We start from the raw sequence: 22,449 nt of genomic DNA on the forward strand, positions 1-22,449 counted from the left end.
TTTCCTTAAACCGCGCGTTCGAAAGGCGCCGGCGTTACGACGTGGCGGCACCCCTGGCGACCCATCATAAAAATGGCGACGGAGCCAATCAGCGCCGGAGCGGCCGCAATCAAAAAGATCGATTGGTTGTCCAACTGGAGCGACAACAAGAGGCCGCCGATCATCGAGCCGACAATCGACCCGCTGCGCCCGATGGCTGAAGCCCAGCTGACACCGGTGGTGCGATTGCCGGTTGGATAAAACGCGGCGGCCAGTGCATTTGCCCCAACTTGGGAACCGCTGACACAAAAACCGGCGCCGAAAACGGCCACTACCACCAGCCACAATGCGCCGCCTGAAATGCCGATCAGGGCGATGAATCCGGCGGCGATCAGGTAGGCGATGGCCAACACCAGGTGTGGATTAAAACGATCCATCCATCGCCCTATCAAAATCGCGCCGGCAGTACCGCCAACCTGAAACATGGCCGCAAGGAAGGACGCCTTCGACAGCGAAATCCCGCTATTGCTGAGCAAGGTAGGCAACCAGCTCGAAATCAGATAGATGATCAGCAAACTCATGAAGAAGGTGGTCCATAACAGCAAGGTGCCTTGCAGCATGCCCTGGCGGAACAGGGAGGCGACGGGCGAACCGGTGATTTTTTTATCGTGGATCATCAAATCCGGTACGCTGGCGGCTGCCGGCGCAATATGCCGCACGATGCGCGCCACTTTCACGCCGCTTTTGCCTTTTTCCACCAGAAAGCGCAGTGACTCGGGCAATTTAAAAACCAGCAGCGGTACCAGAAGCAAGGGCAGAACGCCACCCAGACACAGCACGCCGCGCCAACCGATGGACGACAGCATTTGCGCAGCAACCAGCCCGCCCAGCGCGGAGCCGACGGTGAAGCCGCAAAACATCAGCGTAACCAAACTCGAACGACGCCCTTGAGGACAATATTCCGACGTCAGCGTCACCGCGCTGGGCATGGCACCGCCCAAGCCCAGCCCCGTAAGGAACCGCAGCACCAGCAACATCGGCAAGCCAGTGGAAAACACGGACAGAAAACTGGCCAGACCGAAGAACGCCACGGAAAAGATCAGGATCGGTTTGCGGCCGAAGCGGTCCGCGAGGGGACCAAAGATGAGCGCACCCGACATCAATCCAAACAGTCCAGCACCGAACAACGGCGCCAGCGAGGCGGCGCTCAGGTGCCACTCGGCCTTGATGGCCGGCGCAATAAAGCCGATCGACGCCGTGTCGAAGCCGTCGATGGTGACCACCAGAAAGCAAAGGATCAATATGCTTCTCTGGAATGTCGAGAACGCGTTGGAATTGATAAATTCCTGAACATCTACTGCGGCAGGACTGGTCATCCCGGTCTCCTAAAAGTTATATGTATGAGATGTAAGCCAACGTGATCTGTGTCACTTAATGGAGCCGCCGTTTAACGGCGGCTCTTTTGCAGTCTTAAACGATGCGAACGGACAGGTCGCTCAGTCCATCGATTTTTCCCACCAGGATCTGGCCGCGCGTCACGGCGCCCACGCCTTCCGGCGTGCCGGTAAAGATCAGGTCGCCTGGCTGCAACTCGAACAGGGTCGACAAGTTGGCAATGGTTTCGCTGACCGACCAGATTAGGTGCGTCAAATCGCTGGCCTGCTTCACACTGCCGTCAACGTCGAGCGAAATGCCCCCCTTGTTCAGCACGTCGCCTGGCGCGGCGCGGCGAATCACGCCTACCGGCGCCGAATAGTCGAACGCCTTGCCGATCTCCCAAGGGCGGCCTTGTTCCCGCATACGCATTTGCAGGTCGCGGCGGGTCATGTCGAGGCCGACGGCATAACCGAAGATGTGCTCGGCGGCCTGCTCGACCGCGATGTCGTGGCCGCCCTTGCCGATCGCGACCACCAGTTCAATCTCGTAATGATAGTTTTCCGTACGCGGCGGATAAGCAATCTCGGTCATCTGGCCTGCGGCGACCGGGATGATGGAAGCGTCGTCGTTTGGCTTGCAAAAAAAGAACGGTGGTTCACGCTCAGGGTCGAAGCCCATTTCGCGGGCGTGCGCTGCATAATTGCGGCCGACGCAATACACGCGGCGCACCGGGAACAGGTCCTGCGAATCGGCCACTGGCAAGCCGACCGGAGCCGGTGGCGGGAAAACAAATGAGAGCGTCATGATAGATAGTCCGTATGAGTTCGATTTATGGGGTGAAAACTGGCGCCGCGATTTAAGCGTCAAGAAACTCTTCACGCAAGATGCCTAGGGCGTCGTGCACCGGGCGGTCGGAAAAACTGAACAGCACGGCGTCCTCCGGCACGGCAAACGAGACCGGCATCCAGGAAGGCACGACAAACAGGTCGCGCGGCCCGAACGCAAAGCTCTGTTCGCCGATGCGGACGCTGCCCCGCCCTTCCATCACGCAATACACGGTGCCGTCGGTGCCGCGATGAGGCTTGCCCGAAAAACCCTTCGGCAACAGTTGCATGTAGGTGGCAATGGTCGGCATCGGCCAGCCGCCGCTGCCTGGATGGATGTATTTCAGTTTGATGCCATGCCAGGCATCGATTGGGGCGTCGCGCTGCAAGGTGTGCAAGGCCTCGCGGGTGCGGCTATACGGATAACTGAAGATGGGCGATGTCAGCCCCTTGCTGTAGTGGCGCACGGGCGCCATGTTGGCGCCGAAGCGGGCATAGCTGCTGCCCTCGGCGCGCGTGACGACCTGGGAAGCGTTGCTGTCGTTCTCGGCGAATCCGGCGTCGAAGAAGCGCACCATCGGAATGTCGAGCCCGTCAAGCCACACCACCGGCTCGGCGACGCCATCAATGCCTTGGTTGCCATGGTCGTGCCAAGTGCCGGAAGGGGTGATGATGAAATCACCCGGATGCATGGTGGTGCGTTCGCCATCGACCGTGGTGTAAGCGCCCTTCCCTTCAAGCACAAAGCGCAGCGCGGACTGGGTGTGCCGATGCGATGGCGCCACCTCGCCTGGCAGGATCAATTGCAGGCCCGCGTATAAGGATTGGGTGATCGCCGATTGACCGGCCAGGGCCGGATTTTCCAGCACCAGCACGCGTCGAACGGCTTCTTCCGCCGTGATCAGCTTACCCGCTTCCATCAGGAATGGACGGATGTCGTCGTAACGCCAGAACGCGGGAACGCAGGGTGTGGCCGGCTGCTTCGGCACCAGAGCGTGCAGCACCTCCCACAGCGGTGACAGATCCAGCTTGCGAAGGTCGCCGTATAAGCGCTGGCGCTCTTTAATGGTATTGGATTCCATGTTATCTCCTGTTTATCGCCGGTCGGCTTATGCCTTGGCAAATCCGATGCAGAGGATGATGCGCGCGACGCCGTATCCAGTAAATGGATGGAATACAATAACCTCCATATGAAAATGCAATAATGGAGGGAACCATGTCACGCTTCGACATTGAACTGCTGTATGTATTTGATGAGATATACAAAACCCGCAATGTAACGCGGGCAGCCGACAATCTGGGGATGCCGCAGTCGACGGTCAGTATTGCGCTGGGCAAGCTGAGAAAACATTTTGGCGACCGGTTGTTTAGCCGCACCACCAAAGGGATGGAACCGACACCGCATGCACAGGACGTCATTCTCGATGTCCGGGCGACGATCGCGGCGCTGGAACATGCGCTGTCGCACCGCGTCATCTTCGACGCGAAGAAGGAAACGCGCGAGTTTAAGATCTGCATGACCGACATCAGTGAAGTCGTGCTACTGCCGAGGCTATTGAACTATCTGAGCGTTGAGGCGCCCGGGATTTGTTTTGACATCTCGAAAATCTCGCCGGACACGCCGCGCGATTTGGAGGATGGGGAAGTCGACCTTGCGGTAGGTTTCATGCCGCATCTGGAAGCCGGTTTTTATCAGCAAAAACTGTTCGACCAGAACTTCGTTTGCCTCGCTGCACTAGACCACCCGCGCATCCATTCCGCCCTGACCAGGGAAGCGTTTATCAATGAGCGCCACCTCGCCGTAAAAACTTCTGGCACTGGCCATTTCATCGTCGACAAGATCCTCGCGCAGGAAGGTATCAAACGTAAAAGCATTTTGCAGCTACCGAGTTTTCTCGCTGTGGCGCGCATCGTCGCCCAGACAACTTTTATTGCGACAGTGCCGGAAAAATTCGGGCTCGCCATGCGGGATAAGGAAAGTCTGCAGCTGTTGACGCCACCAGTATCGCTGCCGAATTTTTCGGTGAAGCAGCATTGGCACGAACGCTACCATGCAGATCCGGCCAATCGTTGGTTACGGCAAACGCTGGCGCAATTATTTGCGGAGTAAGTCATGCAGCGCGGTGATGCGAAAACAACCTACCAATACCCCAGAAAATTGCCTTCTTTAGAGGGTCAAATTGATGAGGGCGAACGACACTTTAGATCGCTTGCCGATGCGATCCCCAAATCCTGTGGACAGCAACGCCGGATGGCAAGATGAAGCTGATACCGCGGATATTCTCGGTGTCGGCGTTGAACGAACGCTTTGCGATAGCGATTGCGGTGGGGCTCAGTTCGTTGATTTCAGCCGCCTGCCCTGGATGTTGGTTAGTACCCCGGTATGAGCTCTTTTTTAAATTTAATCTCTATCTCAATGGTATCAGGCAGAAATTCTTATCTCTAGTGGCTTTTCCCGATCCATCAGCATGTCAAATAGATAAGCGACATCAACAGCCTGAATCAGCAATCGACCGCCATTGGCCTTGATAACGTGCGTCACCAGCATGCCATCGGCGTGCCCAGCAAATGGGGTGGGAATAATCTGCGCCTCATTGAACTGCGGCACGCCATGCAGTTCGCCGACCAGCAGGCCGAGCGTCTGATCGCCGTACCGCACGATAATTACCTGACTACTGCTATCGATCGTTGATGGTGTGCCGCGAATGAGATGACCGAGATCGAACACCCATACGAATTTTTTATTTTCGTTATCATGCTTTGGTGCTAGTAGGCCGATCCGCTCGGCGCGGCCATCCATCGACACCCGTGAAACTTCGGACGCAGGCATTGCCTCCACCGCATACTCTGCCGGTAGCGCGAACAAGGAGCCATCGATAAAGAAAGTGGCAAACTCCCGTCCGTTTGTCTCCATCAAATCAGTCATCAGGGCCGTGTCGGCCTTGGCATTCATCCCGTTGCGTTCGCGCACTGCGCCGAACGAATTGAACACGACTGCCAGCACATCGTCGCGGTAACCACCGGACACCTTGAATTCGCGGTAACCGCAGGACACCGTACACCCCAGGATCGCGTAATGACCATCGTGAATCACAATACGCGATGCACTGCACCCGTTCGGAAGTGCCAGCAAGGCTGAATCTACTTCCAGTCTGGCGCCGACCGGTCGGGTCGGGTCGGTGCTGGAAATCACGACTCCTTGACGATTAACAAAGAAGGCAGTGATGTTTTCCTTGCCCCCCAGTCCGCCGTGAAGCATTGCTGAAAATTCAGGTGCTGAATCAAATACAATGCCGATGCCGCCCACCACGCGCAGGTCATCAACAGGATCTCGAATCGCGGCGTGATAAACATAGGTTGGTGCATCGCCATACAGCGGTGTTGGCGTAAATGACGACACGTGATAATCCTGTTCGGTGCGCAGTGCGCGTACCTGCGCCAGCGTTGCAGCATCAATGCTGGTGCCAATCACCGAGCTGCCCTCCTGCTCCGGATTAGTACAAGCGACGATACAGCCGGTGTGGTCGTAGACAAAGATTCGGGTATACACCGTATACAGACGATTGATGTATTCCAGAATGCCGATGATGCGTTCGATCATTCCCCGGTCGCGCTCCGGGCAGGCCAATGCACTCCGCAATTCTGGCGTCAGCGCCCACCAGCGACAATCATCCGAACGCTCGTACAAATTGCGATCCAGCAGATCGACCAGCAGATGTGACACGAACTCAGAATCACGCAGACTCGATGCCAGCACGGTCTCGTACAGGTCGCCGATGGACTTTGCAAACAACTCGTTGCTGCGGGAACCGGTTTCGCTGATCTGGTCCAGTATTGTTTTCAGGTTCAGCAACTCGCCATGCTGACCCGCGGTCATTACCTGGCCGTTCCACACTACGCGCCGTATCGATTCTGCCGCAACCATGATTTCATACAATGGTGGGCAAAAAGATTGGGCGTGTGACAACAGTCCTTCAGAAATCGCCGGGTCGAGTGCCTCCATCGAATTACTGCGGCCACCGGCAAATGCGACTTCAACAGGAATCATGACTTGCCCCTGCCAGCCAGGCGGCCCCATATAGCCTTGATAGCCCTCGGCGGCAAAGGTCCGAACCAGATATTCGCGACCGCCAAATACCATCAATTCAGGCGCCGCATTCAGATTGATCGGTACAATAGCGCCCAACGGAATCCAGAGTGCATCTGCGCTTTCGATGACACGATTATCACCATCAAGCAACAGCATGTTCGAGCGACCGGTAGGATCGCGATGCGAGTGAAAGATGCCTGCCATTTCTTGCTCGAAGTTAAAGCACAGGCACAGTACGCCGACTACGGCGCCGGTGTCCGGATGCAGCATGCGACGCGAGTAGATCAGTGCCTTTTTCTTGCCCGGACGCAGGTCGCTAACACGAAAAGTTTCGACATATTTGTCTGACGCCAGCGTCAGTGCAATCAGCGGATCGGCACTGCCTTCCAGGGATGTGGTTTCGTCAATCTGCACCAGCACGTTGCCGGCGAGATCGAGCAAAATTATCTCGTCGTACACGGTGTACTTGCTACGGTATGCCCGCAATCGGGCGCGGATCATATCCTGGTTTTGATGCAGCCCGGCGACGAACGCGCACAACTCGTTATCGGTCGCAAGAAAGCCAACGTCGGCAGTACGTTCGTACAGATTTCGCACCACGATGTCGATTACGTACTGGGCCTTGGTGCCGATCTCATTCAGCACTGTCGCAACTTTTTCACGGACCAGACTGGCCACCAGTTCCTGCTCCAATCGGTTGAAACCAGCACGCGTGGCGGCCATGGTCGGCAGTATGGCTTTGGCCTCAAGCGGACAATTCATCTTGGCCGAGGCTTCAATCATGCGCCACATCAGGTTCAGTTCGTGCAGTGATTGCTCGCAACGGATCACATCGCGCATGTACGGCAGAAAGTTATCGATCTGAAGCGGGGCAGTATGATTCATGATGCGGGGTCCTGTGAAAGAATCGGTTGAGGTATGCGTCCAAAACGCAATCCGGATTTGTCTGCAAGCGCTGCATTTATTTCGGGGATTTTTCTTCTTCTCCCACTCCGTCAAGCGGGACGCTGCCTGGAAAATGTCGCATTCAGCAATAGATGCCAATTGACGCGCGCAATTGATTTTCGGATGGACTCTACTTTGGGCCGTACAAAGCAATCAGCTCATCGAGTGGCTTGGGTCGACTAAAAACAAAGCCCTGTATCAAGGTGCAACCATACTGGCGCAAGTATGCCAATTGGTCGTCGGTTTCCACCCCTTCGGCGATGACGTGCAAATTCATATTGCGACCAAGCTCGATGATGGTGCGCGCGATCGCGGTATCGTCTCTCTGATGTGGCAAACCGCTAACGAAGGAGCGATCGATCTTCATTGAGGAGATCGGCAAATTTTTCAGGCGTGATAGCGACGAATAGCCCATGCCGAAATCATCCAGGCTGATCTCAAAACCGAGTTGCCGCAGGGTGCGCATCACAGGAATCACCTTGTCTGGCTGCTGCATCAGCATGCGCTCGGTCAGTTCCAGGCAGAGATGGCGTGCGTCTATGCCGGATGCCTTGATGATTGAGCCCAGTTCGTCTGGCAGCTTGCTACTGGTAAATTCTGGCGCTGCCATGTTGACATGCATTTGTAGCGCCATGAAGCCCGACTGATGCAACTGAGCCAGGTCGTGGCATGCTTGCCTTACGACCCAGCGTCCGATATGGACAACCAGGCGGCTCTGCTCTGCAATCGGGATGAAAACATCGGGACGCACGATGTCGCCATTCGAGCGACGCCAGCGAATTAGCGCTTCGACGGCGTGCATGTGCTGACCGCTACTATCGAATATTGGCTGATATTCGAGAAATAGTTCATTGCCAGCCAGTGCCTGATGCAACTCCACCTCCATCGTCAGGCGCTGCGCCAAATCGGATTGTTGTACTGCAAGCGTATCGGATGTGCTGTTCGAAAAAAAACTGAGCGCATTGCGCCCATTTTTCTTGATACGGTACATTGCCGCATCGGCGCTACGCAACAGTTCGGGGCTGGTCATGCCATTTTCAGGAAAGATGCTGATGCCGATGCTGGCTGATACCGTCATCTCGTGACCATCGAACGTGAACGGCATACGAGCCGCCTGCAGCACGCACTCTGCCAACGCATCAAGTTGTTCATTGAGTTGCGGCATCGCGCCATCTGGTAGCAACAGGATTGCAAATTCATCACCTCCGAGGCGGCCGACATGACTTCCTGCTGGCACAAGCGTCTGCACCCTTTGTGCAAATTCACGCAACACCACATTGCCGGCCTCATGACCGAAGGCATCATTGACTGGTTTAAAGCGATCCAGATCGATGAACATCAGACCGAATGATGCGCCTGAAGCGGTGGCGTTCAGGCATCTGCTGTCAAGCATCCGATAAAAGTGGCTGCGGTTGGCCAGTTCTGTCAAACCGTCTATCTGTGCCAATTGACGGATGGTCTCCTGTTGCTCGATTCGTTGCGCCGTCTGTGCAATGAGTGCGCCTATCGTCACGGATAGATTAGGCAACTGCGCTTCGCGTTGACGTGACAGTCTGCTATAAAATTCCAGCACGCCGGGGCTGTGAGGGTGTCCGTCATCCGTCACGTAGACGACCGGGAACACATAGCCAGAGCGCAAGCTGCACGTCTGAGCGCTGTTGTAACGTAAAAAAACCTGGTCGTTGGCCATGTTCTCGATCCAGCGGGCTTCACCGGTCTGCCATACTTGACCAACTAATCCGGCGCCGGGTGCCATCCGAATTGTGCAACTTTCCTGGGTAAATGCATCGAGCGAACCTCGCGGGCCATGCCAGAAATGTTTGCAGGCGAGCTGCTGTGCGCCCATCTGGGCCGACTCCAGTGCCCAATAAGCGCCCCATTCCCATCCCAGGTTTTCACATACCAGTTGAATCACCTTGGTCACCGCTTCACCCAAAGTATTCGTGCCAACCAAGAATTGTGTTGATTCGAAGCTCAGCCGCTCACGTATCGCCGCATGCTTTGCGGACGTGATATCCAGCAGTACCCCGCTCGGGACCTCATGGTACGCCAAGGCGTGCGGCACTGACATCAGGCGCAACCAGCGCAAGCCATCGACTTCATTGACGATGCGAAACTCGCATTCGATCTGCTTGGCCGCTACACCGGCCGTAGCCAGTGCTGACATGAGCATCAACACATCATCTGGAACCACATGTGCGAAACAACTTTCCAGCGTAGGATGCCAGCCCACTTCAACGCCGAGCATGCCCGCAGCGCCAGCCGACAATACCAACTGAGCGGTCTCGGCGTCATGCCACCAACGGCCGAAGGATGCTGCTTTCTCCACGGGATCGGAAATAATCGCCTGGGCCAGTGCAGATCGCAGCTTCGGCGTTACGTTCGAATCATCAGAGAATGTGGATGTTGGACGAGACAGGGAAGCGGATTCATGCATGGCAGCTAATGTCACAATATCCTGAATAATTAATACATTTGCACCGCAAGTTTCGGGCCATCGCGACTTTGCTTGAATGAAGCGGAGGGCATTGGTGCAATGCGTCCGTGTCGGATGAGAAAAGCGCTGAAATAGTGCGGCGAACAAATTATTTGCACCATTTTATGGCCATGTTGTGGAATTGAACCTTCGTTTGACCACAGCCGTTTCTCGTCACGCGCTTCTATCAGTTCGTGCATCAGGCCAGCAGCCGTGGTGAAGGTGACGCTGTGTCCTTTCTGACATGCGGTCACCATGCCAGCGCGCGGTATGGGTCTGGCCGACACCCGAAGGCCCTAGCGCGATGATGTTCTCGCGCTTATCAATCCATTCCCAGCGTGCCAGTTCCAATACCAGAGATTTGTTCAGCGTCGGCACCGCCATGAAGTCGAAGGGAACCCGACTCTTGGTAAGCAGGAAACCTGGCCAGCCGGATGCATCGCTCCATCGTTCACAGTCGATACGTTCCAGTTCGCACAACCGTAATAAATAGCGTGGGAAGTCCACGCCTTTACAAGCACAGTCGGCCCCGACCTTCTCACACGCGCGGGCGAACGTGGGCAATTTCAGGGCTTTATCGCGAACAAGTGGAAGTGGCTACTACGCTTGAACAAAAGGTAATGGCTGGGCGCTGGCAACCGCGTCCAGGTACTTGATCAGGCTACCCGAATTCGTTGGCCCATCCGCATGCTTAGCAAACGATGCCCCTTGTGGGATTTCAGAAGTTGGACACGAGACAGCTAAAATCTGCGGCACGGTCAAAATCGCTTCAGCGCCAACAGATCCTCTTAGAAAACTGTTTTTGTAGCGCACCGCAACGATGCACACATGAAAGACGAGTTACAGATTTTTCGGACACCGCTCGGACACGGCGCCGGAAATAAAAAAAGACGTTAGTGAGTATTCTCACTAACGTCTTTAGTATTACTGGTGCGGCTGGCAGGAATCGAACCCACGACCCCTTGGTTCGTAGCCAAGTACTCTATCCAGCTGAGCTACAGCCGCGAAAAACAAAATTATAGCTGATCTAACCTTATATTGGAAGCACTATTGTAAGAACATAGCTCAATTTGGCGATTATTTGCAGTTGATCTTGCAGCTTACTCACCAAACCATACATCCGCTGTAAACCTAGCTTTGCTACAGATACTGCAACGACGTCGTCTAATTACACGAACATCAATAACTGGCGGAGACTGAGGGATTCGAACCCTCGATACAGGTTTAAGCCCATATGCTTCCTTAGCAGGGAAGTGCCTTCGACCACTCGGCCAAGTCTCCATGCTGGACGGCCTCGCAAGTCCGTTTCAGCAAAGACGAGAATAATATCTTTTCAGATGCATTTGGTCAATGAAACTATCTCCGTTAAGCGAAATTTTTGCGTCACCAAACGAATTGCACCTGATCTGCCGCAGCGACACCGAATCAGGCATTTTCGAGTTCAAATGCCTTGTGTAGCGCGCGGACCGCCAATTCCATGTATTTCTCATCGATCAGGACCGAAATCTTGATCTCGGAGGTGGAAATCATTTGGATATTGATGCCCTCTTCCGACAAGGTGCGGAACATCTGGGACGCGATGCCGACGTGGCTGCGCATACCGACGCCCACCACCGACACTTTTGATACCTTGTTGTCGCCGATGATATTGGCAGCGCCGATATGGGCCTTCACGCTATTGTTCAGAACATCCATCGAGCGGTTGAATTCGCCGCGGGGCACCGTGAAGGTGAAATCGGTCTTGCCCTCCACCGACTGGTTCTGGATGATCATGTCGACTTCGATATTGGCATCGGCAATCGGACCAAGGATTTGATAGGCGATGCCTGGGCGGTCAGGTACACCCAAAACGGTAATTTTTGCCTCGTCGCGATTGAACGCGATCCCGGAAATGACGGCTTGTTCCATATGTGTATCTTCCTCAAACGAAATCAATGTACCGGAAGTGGCTTCTTCTTCCAGCGGCATCATGGGGTCGGTCAGCGACGACAGCACGCGCGTCGGGACCTTGTAATTGCCTGCGAACTCGACCGAGCGGCTTTGCAGCACCTTGGAGCCGAGCGACGCCATTTCCAGCATCTCTTCAAACGTCACCGTCTTCAGCCGACGCGCTTCTGAAACAACGCGCGGATCGGTGGTATAGACGCCATCGACATCGGTGAAGATCAGGCATTCCGCTGCTTTTAACGCGGCGGCCACCGCTACTGCCGAGGTGTCCGAACCACCACGACCGAGGGTCGCGATATTGCCGTGCTCATCAACACCTTGAAAGCCGGTGATGATGACGATTTTGCCAGCATCGAGGTCTCGTCGCACTCTCTGGTCGTCGATCGACTGGATGCGCGCCTTGGTAAACGCAGAGTCGGTCCGGATGGCGACCTGCCAGCCGGCATAGGACACGGCTTGCTTGCCGATCGCCATCAGCGCCATCGACAGCAAACCGACGGAAACCTGCTCGCCGGTGGATGCAATCATATCGAGTTCGCGCGGATCCGGCTCCGGCATGATTTCCTTGGCGAGGCGGATCAGGCGGTTGGTCTCGCCGGACATCGCCGACGGCACAACAATGATCTGATGGCCGGCGTCGTGCCATTTGGCGACGCGCAGGGCGACGTTCTTGATGCGCTCGGTCGAGCCCATCGAGGTACCGCCGTATTTGTGGACAATTAAAGCCATGATTATGAGGAATTATTGAGAAATAAAAGACTTGACGATGAGTAAAATTTGCGAAAAATCAGCTATTGACTGTACATGCTGCAACGCAAAATGACAAGTAGCGCACAGGGTGATCGGGTAGATCAATGGCGCAAGGCATGCTGAGGTGATGCCGTTCGGCTCGTTTGTGGGAGACCGGATACAACCGTAAACACATTATGGAGCAAAAATATACTCCCATAGACATCATGTATTTCCGCAATTAAACAGCGGACAATTATTATATACACCATCAAAAATCAAAAAAATAACGGCGTGACGCCGCACTGGTCACCGGTCGATTACAGCGAATTCGGCTGCCAGCGAAGCCGAATGTGCGGGCCTGCCGCGGTGCTGAGGTGATGGCAATCCATGCCAATGCCGGCCGCAAATAACAGGACTCCGGCCTGGGTTGTGACCATCGGCAAGCGCTCGCGCTCCCACGCCGGTACATCGAACGCCTGATAGTGATATTTCAGACTCTTGGTGGGTCGATTGGCTGCAAGCTTGAGCCGCTCACCACCCTGCCGGTAGCGCATCAGCAAGGATTGCGCTCGCAACCAGGCCGAACTGACGCCCTCTTGGTCCGCTTCAAAATGCAGGGTGCCACGATACGCCGCGAAATGTATTTGCGGCGCGCCGTCCCAGCAAAATGCCAGCGGCGCCTGATTCAGCTCGTCGTCATCCAGTCGCGGCGTAATGAATATCCGGTCCTGATGTCGCCGGATATGACAATCCGGATGGGTAACGCACAGCTGTGCATCGGCGCGCGCTTCAAACAGTTGTGCACACAACTCGCTGAGCCATGCGCTCGATGGCATTCGCAATCCGCGCGTACCGAACCAGTAGCGCAATAAGTTATAGCTGCGGTCCGCGCTGAGCCGTTTGAGTCGGGTGATGTTCAGGCAGGCGCCATCCAGGCAGTCAGCAAGATCCTGCTGCGCGAGTTCGATCAGTAGCCGCTGGGCCGATTGCGCATGCTGTGCGCTGCGCGCAAAGCGTTGCTGGAAACCGGGAAAGAATTGCGCCAGCGCCGGCATCACGTTATGCCGCAGCGCATTGCGCGCATAGCGCGGATCGCGGTTCGACTCGTCGTCGATGGTGGCGAGGTGTCGTTCTCGCATCACGGCTTCGAGGTCGTTGCGCGCCACGGTCAGCAGCGGTCTTGCCATCATCAGATCAGGATTAGCCAGCAAGTCCGGTGCGAAATTCACGATATCCATGCCCGACAGCCCGGCAACGCCCGAGCCGCGCAGCAATTGCAGCAGCACGGTTTCGGCCTGATCGTCCAGATGATGCGCGGTCAGCAGCAGGGATACGTCATGGATCCGGCACAGGTCGCCGAGCGCGGCGTAACGCTGCAGTCGCGCGGCCTCCTCGATACCGCTCTTGTCGTCTTGCGCCAGATCTATCTGGCGCGACGCGAACACGATACCCAACTGCTCGGCCTCATGCCGGCAATGTTCGCGCCAGGCATCGGCATTGGGGCTGATGCCGTGATGCACGTGAAACGCAAACAGCCTGATGCCATGCGTAATCGCATACTGGTGGGCGAGATGCAGCAGCACGGCGGAATCCAGTCCGCCGCTATAAGCGATCGCGATGCTGGCCAGTTGCGCCGGGTCCGACACTGCTCCCGGGAGCGGCGCTGTGGTGTCCGCTACAGCTGAAAAGGACGGGCTGGATACGTCTGTTCTTTCAGATATAGAACGTGAAACGCGCGCCAGGATGTCTCCCAGCGCGCGTTCAAAGACTTCGGTCACTGATGTTTGCTGCCTATTTGTCACGCTATGTTTTCAGCTTTGTTTTCACGTTTTTTTATCACGTTTTTTGCCACACCAATTCGGCTCACGAGTTCATGCCCATTCTGCGGCATCACTCCGACGGCGAAATTTCCTTGAATTTGCCATAGCCCATCAATTTCTCATGACGGGCAGCCAGCAGATCCTTGGTCTTGACGCCCTGGAACTGACGCAGCGTATCGGCCAGTGCGCGCTTGAGCAGCGCTGCCATCTGTTTGGTGTCGCGATGCGCGCCGCCCAGCGGTTCATTGACGATCTTGTCGATCAGGCCCATCGCCTTCAACCGATGCGCAGTCAGGCCGAGCGCCTCGGCAGCGTCGGAGGCACGTTCCGATGTCTTCCACAGGATCGAGGCACAACCTTCCGGCGAGATCACGGAATAGGTCGCGTATTGCAGCATCAGCACCGCATCGCCGACGGCAATCGCCAGCGCGCCGCCGGAACCGCCTTCGCCGATGATGGTCGCAATCAGCGGCACCTTCAGTTCGGCCATGACATACAGATTGTGGCCGATCGCTTCCGACTGGCCACGCTCCTCCGCGTCGATGCCGGGGAAAGCACCGGGCGTATCGACGAAAGTAAAAATCGGCAAACCGAATTTCTCCGCCACCTTCATCAGGCGCATGGCCTTGCGGTAGCCTTCCGGCTTCGGCATGCCGAAGTTGCGCAGGGCGCGTTCCTTGGTGTCGCGCCCCTTTTGATGGCCGATCACCATGCAAGCCTGGCCGTTGAAACGCGCCAGGCCACCGACGATCGACAGATCGTCCGCATAACTGCGGTCGCCGTGCAACTCATGGAAATCGGTGAATATCTCGTTCACGTAATCCATCGTATAGGGACGCTGCGGATGACGCGCAATCTGCGATACCTGCCACGGTGTCAGCTTGGCATACAGATCCTTGGTCAGCTGCTGGCTCTTCTTCGCCAGCCGGTCGATCTCTTCCGAGATATCGACCGCCGAATCGTCCTGCACGAAACGCAGTTCTTCGATTTTCGATTCCAGCTCGGCTATCGGCTGCTCGAAATTGAGAAAGGTTGTTTTACTCATACTGGCTCCTTTTGACTGCCGCCATCGCTGCGGTCAAGATACATTGTTTTTTCAATATTCTACCGGTACCGGGTCCAGACTGCGCCACAAATACCAGGTGGCGACGGTGCGCCAAGGCTCCCAGTTGGCGGACACTTCACGCGCATCGCTACGTGAAACCGGCTCTCCGGAAAAATAATTAACACTAATGCCCTTGAGCAATCCCAGATCGTCCAAAGGCAATATATTCGGACGACGCAGATTAAATATCAAAAACATCTCCGCTGTCCAGCGACCGATGCCGCGGATCTGGATCATCTCCGCAATGACCTCCTCGTCCGCCATCTCGGTCCATTTGTCGGGATGGACGCGTTTGGCTTTGAAATGATCTGCCAGATCGAGGATATATTCCGCCTTGCGCTTGGACAGGCCGCACCCGATCAGACTCTCGGATCCTGCCTTCAGTACCTGGGCTGGGGCGCATTTCGGACATGTCAGCAAAAACCGCTGCCAGGCGGATTCGGCAGACTTGACCGAAATCTGCTGACCGATAATCGAGCGCGCCAACGTAGTAAACGGCTCGCCACGGCCGACCAGATGCAGATCGCCAAATTGCGGGATCAGCTTCTTCATGATGCGGTCGCGTTTCATCAGCTCGTGCTTGGCCTGATCCCAATATTCCGGGATACCGAACTTGACCAATTTAACATCTTCGCTCATGCGCGACGCCATTCGGTGACGCCGTCGGGCTTGTCTTCGAGAATGATGCCGTGCGTCAGCAACGCGGCGCGAATCCGGTCGGACTCGGCAAAATTTTTCGCCCTCTTGGCCGCGCTTCGGGCCGCGATCAGCGCCTCGATGTCCGGGTCGCCCGCTGCCGCACCGGTTGCAGCGCCCTGCAGGAACTGTTGCGGCGTCCGTTCCAGGATGCCGATCGTCGCGGCCAGCGCCTTGAGCTGGCGTGCCAGCGCGACCGATTTCGTTTTATTGATCTCGTTGGCCAGGTCGAACAGCACCGCAATCGCGATCGGCGTGTTGAAGTCGTCGTTCATCGCCTCGGCAAAGCGCTGCGCATGAGCTTCATCCCAATCGACCGGTGCATGTTCTGCCGGCACTTCCTTGAGCGTCGTGTACAAGCGGGTCAGCGCCGCCTTGGCGTCGTCCAGATGCGCGTCGGAATAGTTGAGCGGACTGCGGTAATGGGCGCGCAGGATGAAGAAGCGCACCACCTCGGCATCGAATTTTTTCAGCACGTCGCGGATCGTGAAAAAATTGCCTAGCGACTTAGACATTTTTTCGTTATCCAGCCTCACGAAGCCGTTGTGGATCCAGTAATTGACGAAAGGATGCTGTAGCGCACCTTCGGTCTGCGCGATTTCATTTTCATGATGCGGAAACTGCAGGTCCGCGCCGCCGCCGTGTATATCGAAGCGCTCCCCCAGCAATTCGCAGGACATCGCCGAGCATTCGATATGCCAGCCCGGACGGCCACTACCCCATTTGGATGGCCATTTCACTTCGTCCGGCTCGGATACTTTCGACGACTTCCACAGCACGAAATCGAGCGGATCACGCTTGTCGGTATTGACGTCAATCCGTTCACCGGCGCGCAGGTCGTCCAGCGATTTTCCGGACAGCTTGCCGTAACCCGGAAAGTCGCGCACCGAGAAGTTGACGTCGCCGTCGTCCGCCTTGTAGGCCAGGCCGTTCTTTTCAAGCTTTTCGATCAGCTGCAGCATTTGCGGCACATACTCGGTAGCGCGCGGCTCATGGTCGGGTGGCAATATACCCAGCGCACCGATATCTTCGTGCATGTAGCGGGTAAAGCGCGAGGTCAGCTGACCGATGGTCTCGCCGTTTTCGACCGCGCGGCGGATGATCTTGTCGTCGATATCGGTGATGTTGCGCACGTAGTTGACTTGATAACCGGACGCCTTCAGCCAGCGATAGACGACGTCGAACGCCATCATCATGCGCGCGTGGCCGACGTGGCAATAATCATAAATCGTCATGCCGCAGACGTACATGCTGACCTTACCCGGCTGAATTGGGGTAAATACCTGTTTTTCGCGCGCCAGCGTGTTGTAAATCTTTAAATTGCTCATGGATGATCGTCAGTGTCAGCTCGGTCTTCGCTACATCAAGAACAAAAAAATAGCGCGCTCCTGGAAGGGAGCGCGTTGGTCTGTATACCGTAGCCGCCAAATGCTTCTTGGTTAATGCTAATTTGATAGAATGGGGCTTCGGTCAAAGTATAACATTGATGAAACCCAAGTTTCCCACACATGGGCGTTATTTGAACCGCGGTCGGACCGGAATTTAATCGGTACGCTGGCGCTGCTGAGTCTGGTGCGCTGGCGGCAACGGCAAAAACATGACCACCGCATAAGCATTCATTTCGGTTCTGAGCCGCTGGCGCCAGCCTTCGCTCTGCGCCGATTTGGGTGTCTTGGTAAAAACGAAGACCGACAAAATATCATCTGAAATCAATCATTGAGGAGCCACAATGCAATACACGACTCGCCGCCGTTTTATTAGTCTGATCACTTTGCTGTCTGGCTTGACTCTTGCAGGCTCGGCCGTACTTGCACATGCCGCGGACGAAGCGCGGGTTTTGCTGAAAACCAATATGGGTGATATCAAGCTGGAGTTGTACCCGGAAAAGGCACCGAAAAGCGTCGAGAATTTCCTGCGCTATGTGAAGAAGGGCCAATATAACGGCACGATTTTCCACCGGGTGATCGGCAACTTCATGATCCAGGGCGGCGGCCTCGACAAGAACATGAAAGAAAAATCGACCGACAAACCGATCGAGAATGAAGCCAAGAACGGCCTGAAAAACGAGACCTATACACTGGCAATGGCACGTACGGCGGACCCGCATTCGGCCACCGCGCAATTTTTCATCAATGTGCAGAACAATTCGATGCTCGATTATCCGGGCCGTGATGGCTGGGGTTATGCGGTATTCGGCAAGGTGATCGAAGGCATGGATGTGGTTGACAAGATCAAGCAGGTTCCCACCGCGAACGGCCCGCTCCATCAGAACGTGCCGGTCAAACCGGTCGTGATTGAATCTGCCTCCATCGTCAAATAAAATGTCGCCCATCATTCGGGCGTAAATTCGGACCTCATGATCGGAGACGCATTCGGTCGATCATGGATGGCCCGAATTATTATTAGATTATTGCTACATAATTATTAAACATCACCACCAAGGAAACTCATGGCTGTTCTCCTCACCACCAATCACGGCAACATCAAGATCGACCTGGACGCTGACAAGGCGCCAAAGACCGTCGATAACTTCCTCGCCTACGTCAAGTCCGGCCACTATGACGGCACCATTTTCCACCGTGTCATTGACGGCTTCATGATCCAGGGTGGTGGTTTCGAGCCCGGCATGAAACAAAAGCCGACCAACGCACCGGTCGAAAACGAAGCCAAGAACGGCCTCAAAAATACGCCATATACGCTCGCCATGGCCCGCACCTCGGATCCGCACTCGGCGTCGGCCCAGTTCTTCATCAACATCAAGGACAACAGCTTCCTCGATTATCCGGGCCAGGATGGCTGGGGTTACTGCGTCTTCGGCAAGGTGGTTGAAGGGATGGACGTGGTCGACAAGATCCGCGCGGTGAAAACGACGCGCACCGGCATGTTCGCCGACGTCCCGGTTGACAATGTCGTCATCGAAAAAGCTGAAATCGTCTGACAAAATGCGCGTCCGCCTGTTCGCTGCATCTTCTTCATCTTCTCCTATCGTCGCTGCGCCATCCGCGACGCCGGTAACCCTGCACATAGGACGATGCTGACGATGCAATCTGCCACCAGCACAGCGCAACCTGAAACGGTTGCGCTTTTTATTTCCGATCTGCATTTGAAACCGTCGCAGCCCAAAACCGCCGAGGCTTTCCTCGCGTTTTTGGGTGGCCATGCAATGAAGACGCAACAGCTTTATCTGCTCGGTGACCTGTTCGAGTATTGGGCCGGCGACGATGACATTCCGACCCCGTTCAATCAGCACGTCGTCGACGCCATTCAGCGGGTCAGCAAGGCCGGTGTTGCGGTGTTCTGGATTCCTGGGAATCGCGATTTCCTGACCAGCGACACATTTTCCCAAGCCACCGGTGCCACACGCCTGCCGGAACCGTTCATTGCCGACATCGCGGGACAAAAAATCATTCTGGTACATGGCGATGCCCAATGCACCGACGACCTGTCATACATGGCGTTTCGGGCGCAGGTGCGGCAACCGGGTTGGCAGCAGCAGTTTCTGGCAAAGCCACTGGCACAGCGCAAGGCCATCATCGAGGGCATGCGCAGCGAAAGCCGCGAGCAGCAGCGCAGCAAGTCGTACGAGATCATGGACGTCAATCGCGACGCGATCGCGGCGTTGTTCGATGCCAGCGCCAGCGCCATCATGATCCACGGTCACACGCATCGGCCGGCCCGTCATGTCTACCCGCACGCTGGTGGCGACCGGACGCGCTATGTGTTGCCGGACTGGGACTGTGACAATGAGCCGGTACGAGGCGGCTGGATCGCGCTGGACCATGCCGGAAAGATCAGCCGCCACGATGTGGACGGGACCGCACTGGCCTGAAGTGCGTGGTGAGTGACGCCAGTGTTCCTCCCGACAAAATAGTCTTTTTGCGGGAGTATAGGAAAAAATACTATCGGTAGACCTTGGTTGTATTGCGGTAGCATAAAATACACCGCCCAGTATTATTTTGCCCAAGGATCGTCCGAACGAACGCTTGCTTCTATCAAGCTGTCATCAATCAAACTGTTTTTTGAATATCTCGAATTGTTGCGTCAGGCTGTCAAGCTCGGTCCGCAGCCGGGTAACTTCCTGCTCGAGTTGCGCGATCCGGTCGCTTGCCGGCGGTTCCGCAACAAGCGCGCTGGAACTGAAGCCGGCCGCGATTTGCTGCCGCTGCAATGCCTCTTCTCCGGACAATAAATGCGCATAGCGCGCCTCCTTGGTACCGGGCGCGCGCGCCAGCCGCGCCACCAGCGGCGGGAATTTATCGATCAGAAATTCCAGCACCTCCTCCACCTGTGCCACGTCGGCAAAATCGTGGATTCGCTGGCACCGGGTTCGCAGCTCGCCCGCTGTTTGCATGCCGCGCAGCATCAGCATGGTCAGGACCGCCAGTTTGTGCTGTTCCAGCGACCACTTGACACGCATCCGGTGTTCGTATTTGACGACCCGGGCGCCGGCCTGATTCACCTGGTGCACGAATTTCTGTCCAATCAGCCGCTGTAGCACATCGAGCACCGTTTGCTCCGACATGGACATTACCGGATCGCGGCTGGACAATTGGTTGCAGCCATTGACCAGCGCGTTCAACGACAACGGGTAATTGTCGGGCGTCAGCACCTCTTTTTCCGCCAGCACCGCCAAGACCCGGATTTCGAATGGATCGAGCATTGCTCCATCGCCCGGATTGCCGTTATCAACGCTGGCGGTGCTCGATTCTGTATTCATTTGTCAGACTCTTGTCGGGTTTCTGGCGAATTCTTATCGGCCATCAGCCAACCAGTTTATTGAGCTGATCGGGGTCGAATTTGTCAGTTTGCAGCAGGTTTTCGCAGCCGATACCGGCGCCCTTCAGTGCCGCGGTAATGCATTCGATCTGGTGCTCCTGGGTCGCCGCATGATCGATCAGACCGTGCAGTGCCTTCGACAACGGATCGTCGCCATTCGGCGTCACGCCATAGGCGGCAAACATGCGTGCCTTGGCATCGTCGCGTGCATTGTGGGCTTCCTTCGGCACGATGCGGGCCGGATTGCCGACCGCGGTGGCGCCGGGCGGCACTTCCTTGACCACTACCGCATTCGAGCCGATCTTGGCGTTTTCGCCGACGGTAAAGCCGCCCAACACCTTGGCACCAGCGCCAATAATCACGCCGCGCGCCAGGGTCGGATGCCGTTTGGCGCCCTTGTTGAGCGAGGTGCCACCCAGTGTGACACCCTGATAAATGGTGCAGTCGTCGCCAATCTCGGCAGTCTCGCCGATCACCACACCAAACCCGTGATCGATGAACACACGTCGGCCGATTACGGCGCCCGGGTGAATCTCGATCGCGGTGAACAGCCGCGCCAGTTGTGAGATAAAGCGGCCCAGCCATTTCATGCCATGGGTCCAACACCAGTGGGACCAACCATGCATCACGATCGCATGCAGGCCGGGATAACAAGTCAGCACTTCAAAGGCCGTACGGGCGGCCGGATCGCGCTCAATGATGTTGGCGATGTCTTCGCGAATATGCTGGAACATGGGAGAAAGAGATGGTTGCCGGGAGGCACAATGGTAGCGTTTTCATGCCAACTTTGCTTGCGTGGAACAGGGCGGTGTGATCCGGATCAATGAATCTGATTGAATCTGCCGCCCGGCCTGGCTTGGCGCGTCAGTCGGAGTGGCGAGCGGTGACAGCGGCAAGCGCAGACCCGGCAGGCAAGCCGCCGGGGCGACATCTGCCGAATCAGGTCGCGACGAGCCGCTGGCGGCGTGCCTCGAACAGGCAGACGCCGGATGCGACCGACACGTTCAGGCTTTCCACCGCGCCGAACATCGGGATACTGATCAGGACATCGCAGGTTTCTCGTGTCAGGCGGCGCATGCCCTCGCCTTCCGAGCCCATCACCAATGCCGCTGGGCCGGTGAAATCGGCCTGGTACAGGCTGGTCTCGACATCATCGGTGGTACCGATCAGCAGGATCTCGCGCTCCTTCAGTTCACGCAGGGTCCGCGCCAGATTGGTGACCGTAATGTAAGGCACCGATTCGGCAGCGCCGCTGGCAACCTTGGCGGCCGTCGCATTCAGGCCAACTGCGCGGTCTTTCGGCACGATCACGGCGTGCGCGCCGGCACCGTCGGCAACCCGCAGGCAGGCGCCCAGATTGTGCGGATCGGTGATGCCGTCGAGTACCAGCAATAGCGGCGGACCGTCGATACCGTCCAGCAGTTCGTCCAGATTGCGTGCCAGCGATATTTCACCGGCCAGCGCAATCACGCCTTGATGACGACGGGTGCCGACGATGCGATCCAAGCGCTGGTCGTCCACCGAAATCACCCTGACATTGGCCGCCTTGGCGGCGTGCAGCAGATCCTGCATGCGACGGTCGACGCGTCCTGCGTCGACATAAATTTCTTCAATCGACGACGCGTCGTGACGCAGACGCGCGGTCACCGCGTGAAAGCCGAAAATCATTTTGCTCTTCATGT

18 protein-coding genes, 2 tRNA genes and 1 pseudogene are annotated in these 22,449 nt (G+C 56.3%); 4 read left to right on the top strand and 17 right to left on the bottom strand.

Annotated elements, in window-relative coordinates; all coding sequences use genetic code 11:
• Positions 1–5: 5 nt before the first annotated feature.
• The 3 genes from ACFOFO_RS15285 to gtdA all read right to left on the bottom strand — a co-directional run bounded on the left by ACFOFO_RS15285 (position 6) and on the right by gtdA (position 3,262).
• Entirely contained in the window at positions 6–1,355 is a 1,350-nt protein-coding gene (locus tag ACFOFO_RS15285; protein ID WP_390331925.1) for an MFS transporter, read from the bottom strand.
• Positions 1,356–1,449: 94 nt separating this feature from the next.
• On the bottom strand, positions 1,450–2,160 hold the full coding sequence (locus ACFOFO_RS15290; protein ID WP_390331926.1) for a fumarylacetoacetate hydrolase family protein: 711 nt from the start codon (positions 2,158–2,160) through the stop codon (positions 1,450–1,452).
• 52 nt (positions 2,161–2,212) lie between these two features.
• On the bottom strand, positions 2,213–3,262 hold the full coding sequence (gene gtdA / locus ACFOFO_RS15295) for a gentisate 1,2-dioxygenase (protein ID WP_390324135.1): 1,050 nt from the start codon (positions 3,260–3,262) through the stop codon (positions 2,213–2,215).
• Between the two features lie 134 nt (positions 3,263–3,396).
• On the opposite strand from gtdA, the gene ACFOFO_RS15300 reads away from it, so the two are divergent.
• The gene (locus ACFOFO_RS15300; RefSeq protein ID WP_390331927.1) at positions 3,397–4,290 is read left to right on the top strand and encodes a LysR family transcriptional regulator; all 894 of its coding nucleotides are present in this window, start codon (positions 3,397–3,399) and stop codon (positions 4,288–4,290) included.
• Between the two features lie 157 nt (positions 4,291–4,447).
• Here ACFOFO_RS15300 and ACFOFO_RS15305 read toward each other — a convergent pair.
• From ACFOFO_RS15305 to cysS, 11 genes and pseudogenes are all read right to left on the bottom strand, one after another.
• Positions 4,448–4,528 (bottom strand): annotated as a pseudogene (locus ACFOFO_RS15305) (1,4-dihydroxy-2-naphthoyl-CoA synthase); the annotation flags it as partial.
• A 74-nt stretch (positions 4,529–4,602) separates the two neighbouring features.
• On the bottom strand, positions 4,603–7,155 hold the full coding sequence (locus tag ACFOFO_RS15310; RefSeq protein WP_390324129.1) for a chemotaxis protein CheW: 2,553 nt from the start codon (positions 7,153–7,155) through the stop codon (positions 4,603–4,605).
• 190 nt (positions 7,156–7,345) lie between these two features.
• A complete protein-coding gene (locus ACFOFO_RS15315) occupies positions 7,346–9,799 on the bottom strand; it encodes an EAL domain-containing protein (protein WP_390331928.1) in 2,454 nt (817 codons plus the stop codon).
• 66 nt (positions 9,800–9,865) lie between these two features.
• Positions 9,866–10,255 carry an ATP-binding protein gene (locus tag ACFOFO_RS15320; protein WP_390324123.1) on the bottom strand — a complete coding sequence of 130 codons (390 nt, stop codon included), beginning with the start codon at positions 10,253–10,255 and terminating at the stop codon, positions 9,866–9,868.
• Between the two features lie 364 nt (positions 10,256–10,619).
• Positions 10,620–10,696: transfer RNA gene (locus ACFOFO_RS15325), tRNA-Arg, on the bottom strand.
• Positions 10,697–10,878: 182 nt separating this feature from the next.
• Positions 10,879–10,972, bottom strand: a tRNA-Ser gene (locus tag ACFOFO_RS15330).
• A 144-nt stretch (positions 10,973–11,116) separates the two neighbouring features.
• Positions 11,117–12,367, bottom strand: coding sequence for an aspartate kinase (locus ACFOFO_RS15335; RefSeq protein ID WP_390324121.1), 1,251 nt, complete (start codon positions 12,365–12,367; stop codon positions 11,117–11,119).
• Positions 12,368–12,687: 320 nt separating this feature from the next.
• Positions 12,688–14,148 (bottom strand): tRNA lysidine(34) synthetase TilS, encoded by a 1,461-nt coding sequence (tilS, locus tag ACFOFO_RS15340; RefSeq protein WP_390324119.1) that lies wholly within the window; start codon positions 14,146–14,148, stop codon positions 12,688–12,690.
• A 112-nt stretch (positions 14,149–14,260) separates the two neighbouring features.
• Positions 14,261–15,235 carry an acetyl-CoA carboxylase carboxyltransferase subunit alpha gene (locus ACFOFO_RS15345; protein WP_390324116.1) on the bottom strand — a complete coding sequence of 325 codons (975 nt, stop codon included), beginning with the start codon at positions 15,233–15,235 and terminating at the stop codon, positions 14,261–14,263.
• 51 nt (positions 15,236–15,286) lie between these two features.
• On the bottom strand, positions 15,287–15,934 hold the full coding sequence (locus ACFOFO_RS15350) for a DNA-3-methyladenine glycosylase family protein (protein WP_390324112.1): 648 nt from the start codon (positions 15,932–15,934) through the stop codon (positions 15,287–15,289).
• Positions 15,931–17,319, bottom strand: a complete 1,389-nt coding sequence (gene cysS, locus ACFOFO_RS15355; RefSeq protein WP_390331929.1) for a cysteine--tRNA ligase — start codon at positions 17,317–17,319, stop codon at positions 15,931–15,933. Before cysS ends, ACFOFO_RS15350 begins: the two co-directional genes overlap by 4 nt.
• Before the next feature lie 401 nt (positions 17,320–17,720).
• Between cysS and ACFOFO_RS15360 the strand changes: the two genes are divergently transcribed.
• From ACFOFO_RS15360 to ACFOFO_RS15370, 3 genes are all read left to right on the top strand, one after another.
• Positions 17,721–18,311, top strand: a complete 591-nt coding sequence (locus ACFOFO_RS15360; RefSeq protein WP_390331930.1) for a peptidylprolyl isomerase — start codon at positions 17,721–17,723, stop codon at positions 18,309–18,311.
• 129 nt (positions 18,312–18,440) lie between these two features.
• Entirely contained in the window at positions 18,441–18,929 is a 489-nt protein-coding gene (locus ACFOFO_RS15365; RefSeq protein WP_390324109.1) for a peptidylprolyl isomerase, read from the top strand.
• Between the two features lie 102 nt (positions 18,930–19,031).
• Positions 19,032–19,820 (top strand): UDP-2,3-diacylglucosamine diphosphatase, encoded by a 789-nt coding sequence (locus ACFOFO_RS15370; protein WP_390331932.1) that lies wholly within the window; start codon positions 19,032–19,034, stop codon positions 19,818–19,820.
• A gap of 174 nt (positions 19,821–19,994) precedes the next feature.
• Here ACFOFO_RS15370 and ACFOFO_RS15375 read toward each other — a convergent pair whose 3' ends face one another.
• The 3 genes from ACFOFO_RS15375 to rlmB all read right to left on the bottom strand — a co-directional run bounded on the left by ACFOFO_RS15375 (position 19,995) and on the right by rlmB (position 22,447).
• On the bottom strand, positions 19,995–20,708 hold the full coding sequence (locus ACFOFO_RS15375) for a YceH family protein (RefSeq protein ID WP_390331933.1): 714 nt from the start codon (positions 20,706–20,708) through the stop codon (positions 19,995–19,997).
• 43 nt (positions 20,709–20,751) lie between these two features.
• On the bottom strand, positions 20,752–21,501 hold the full coding sequence (cysE, locus tag ACFOFO_RS15380; protein WP_390324105.1) for a serine O-acetyltransferase: 750 nt from the start codon (positions 21,499–21,501) through the stop codon (positions 20,752–20,754).
• Positions 21,502–21,706: 205 nt separating this feature from the next.
• Positions 21,707–22,447 (bottom strand): 23S rRNA (guanosine(2251)-2'-O)-methyltransferase RlmB, encoded by a 741-nt coding sequence (gene rlmB, locus ACFOFO_RS15385; protein ID WP_390324103.1) that lies wholly within the window; start codon positions 22,445–22,447, stop codon positions 21,707–21,709.
• Positions 22,448–22,449: the final 2 nt, after the last annotated feature.

The organism is Pseudundibacterium arcticum (assembly GCF_042646465.1).
GTDB classification, from domain to species: domain Bacteria; phylum Pseudomonadota; class Gammaproteobacteria; order Burkholderiales; family Burkholderiaceae_D; genus Undibacterium_A; species Undibacterium_A arcticum.

Excerpts from the sequence above, each read along its gene's own strand:
- ACFOFO_RS15285 (WP_390331925.1), bottom strand. The coding sequence starts at position 1,355 with ATGACCAGTCCTGCCGCAGTAGATGTTCAGGAATTTATCAATTCCAAC.
- ACFOFO_RS15290 (WP_390331926.1), bottom strand. The coding sequence starts at position 2,160 with ATGACGCTCTCATTTGTTTTCCCGCCACCGGCTCCGGTCGGCTTGCCA.
- gtdA (WP_390324135.1), bottom strand. The coding sequence starts at position 3,262 with ATGGAATCCAATACCATTAAAGAGCGCCAGCGCTTATACGGCGACCTT.
- ACFOFO_RS15300 (WP_390331927.1), top strand. The coding sequence starts at position 3,397 with ATGTCACGCTTCGACATTGAACTGCTGTATGTATTTGATGAGATATAC.
- ACFOFO_RS15310 (WP_390324129.1), bottom strand. The coding sequence starts at position 7,155 with ATGAATCATACTGCCCCGCTTCAGATCGATAACTTTCTGCCGTACATG.
- ACFOFO_RS15335 (WP_390324121.1), bottom strand. The coding sequence starts at position 12,367 with ATGGCTTTAATTGTCCACAAATACGGCGGTACCTCGATGGGCTCGACC.
- ACFOFO_RS15345 (WP_390324116.1), bottom strand. The coding sequence starts at position 15,235 with ATGAGTAAAACAACCTTTCTCAATTTCGAGCAGCCGATAGCCGAGCTG.
- ACFOFO_RS15350 (WP_390324112.1), bottom strand. The coding sequence starts at position 15,934 with ATGAGCGAAGATGTTAAATTGGTCAAGTTCGGTATCCCGGAATATTGG.
- cysS (WP_390331929.1), bottom strand. The coding sequence starts at position 17,319 with ATGAGCAATTTAAAGATTTACAACACGCTGGCGCGCGAAAAACAGGTA.
- ACFOFO_RS15360 (WP_390331930.1), top strand. The coding sequence starts at position 17,721 with ATGCAATACACGACTCGCCGCCGTTTTATTAGTCTGATCACTTTGCTG.
- ACFOFO_RS15365 (WP_390324109.1), top strand. The coding sequence starts at position 18,441 with ATGGCTGTTCTCCTCACCACCAATCACGGCAACATCAAGATCGACCTG.
- ACFOFO_RS15370 (WP_390331932.1), top strand. The coding sequence starts at position 19,032 with ATGCAATCTGCCACCAGCACAGCGCAACCTGAAACGGTTGCGCTTTTT.
- ACFOFO_RS15375 (WP_390331933.1), bottom strand. The coding sequence starts at position 20,708 with ATGAATACAGAATCGAGCACCGCCAGCGTTGATAACGGCAATCCGGGC.
- cysE (WP_390324105.1), bottom strand. The coding sequence starts at position 21,501 with ATGTTCCAGCATATTCGCGAAGACATCGCCAACATCATTGAGCGCGAT.
- rlmB (WP_390324103.1), bottom strand. The coding sequence starts at position 22,447 with ATGAAGAGCAAAATGATTTTCGGCTTTCACGCGGTGACCGCGCGTCTG.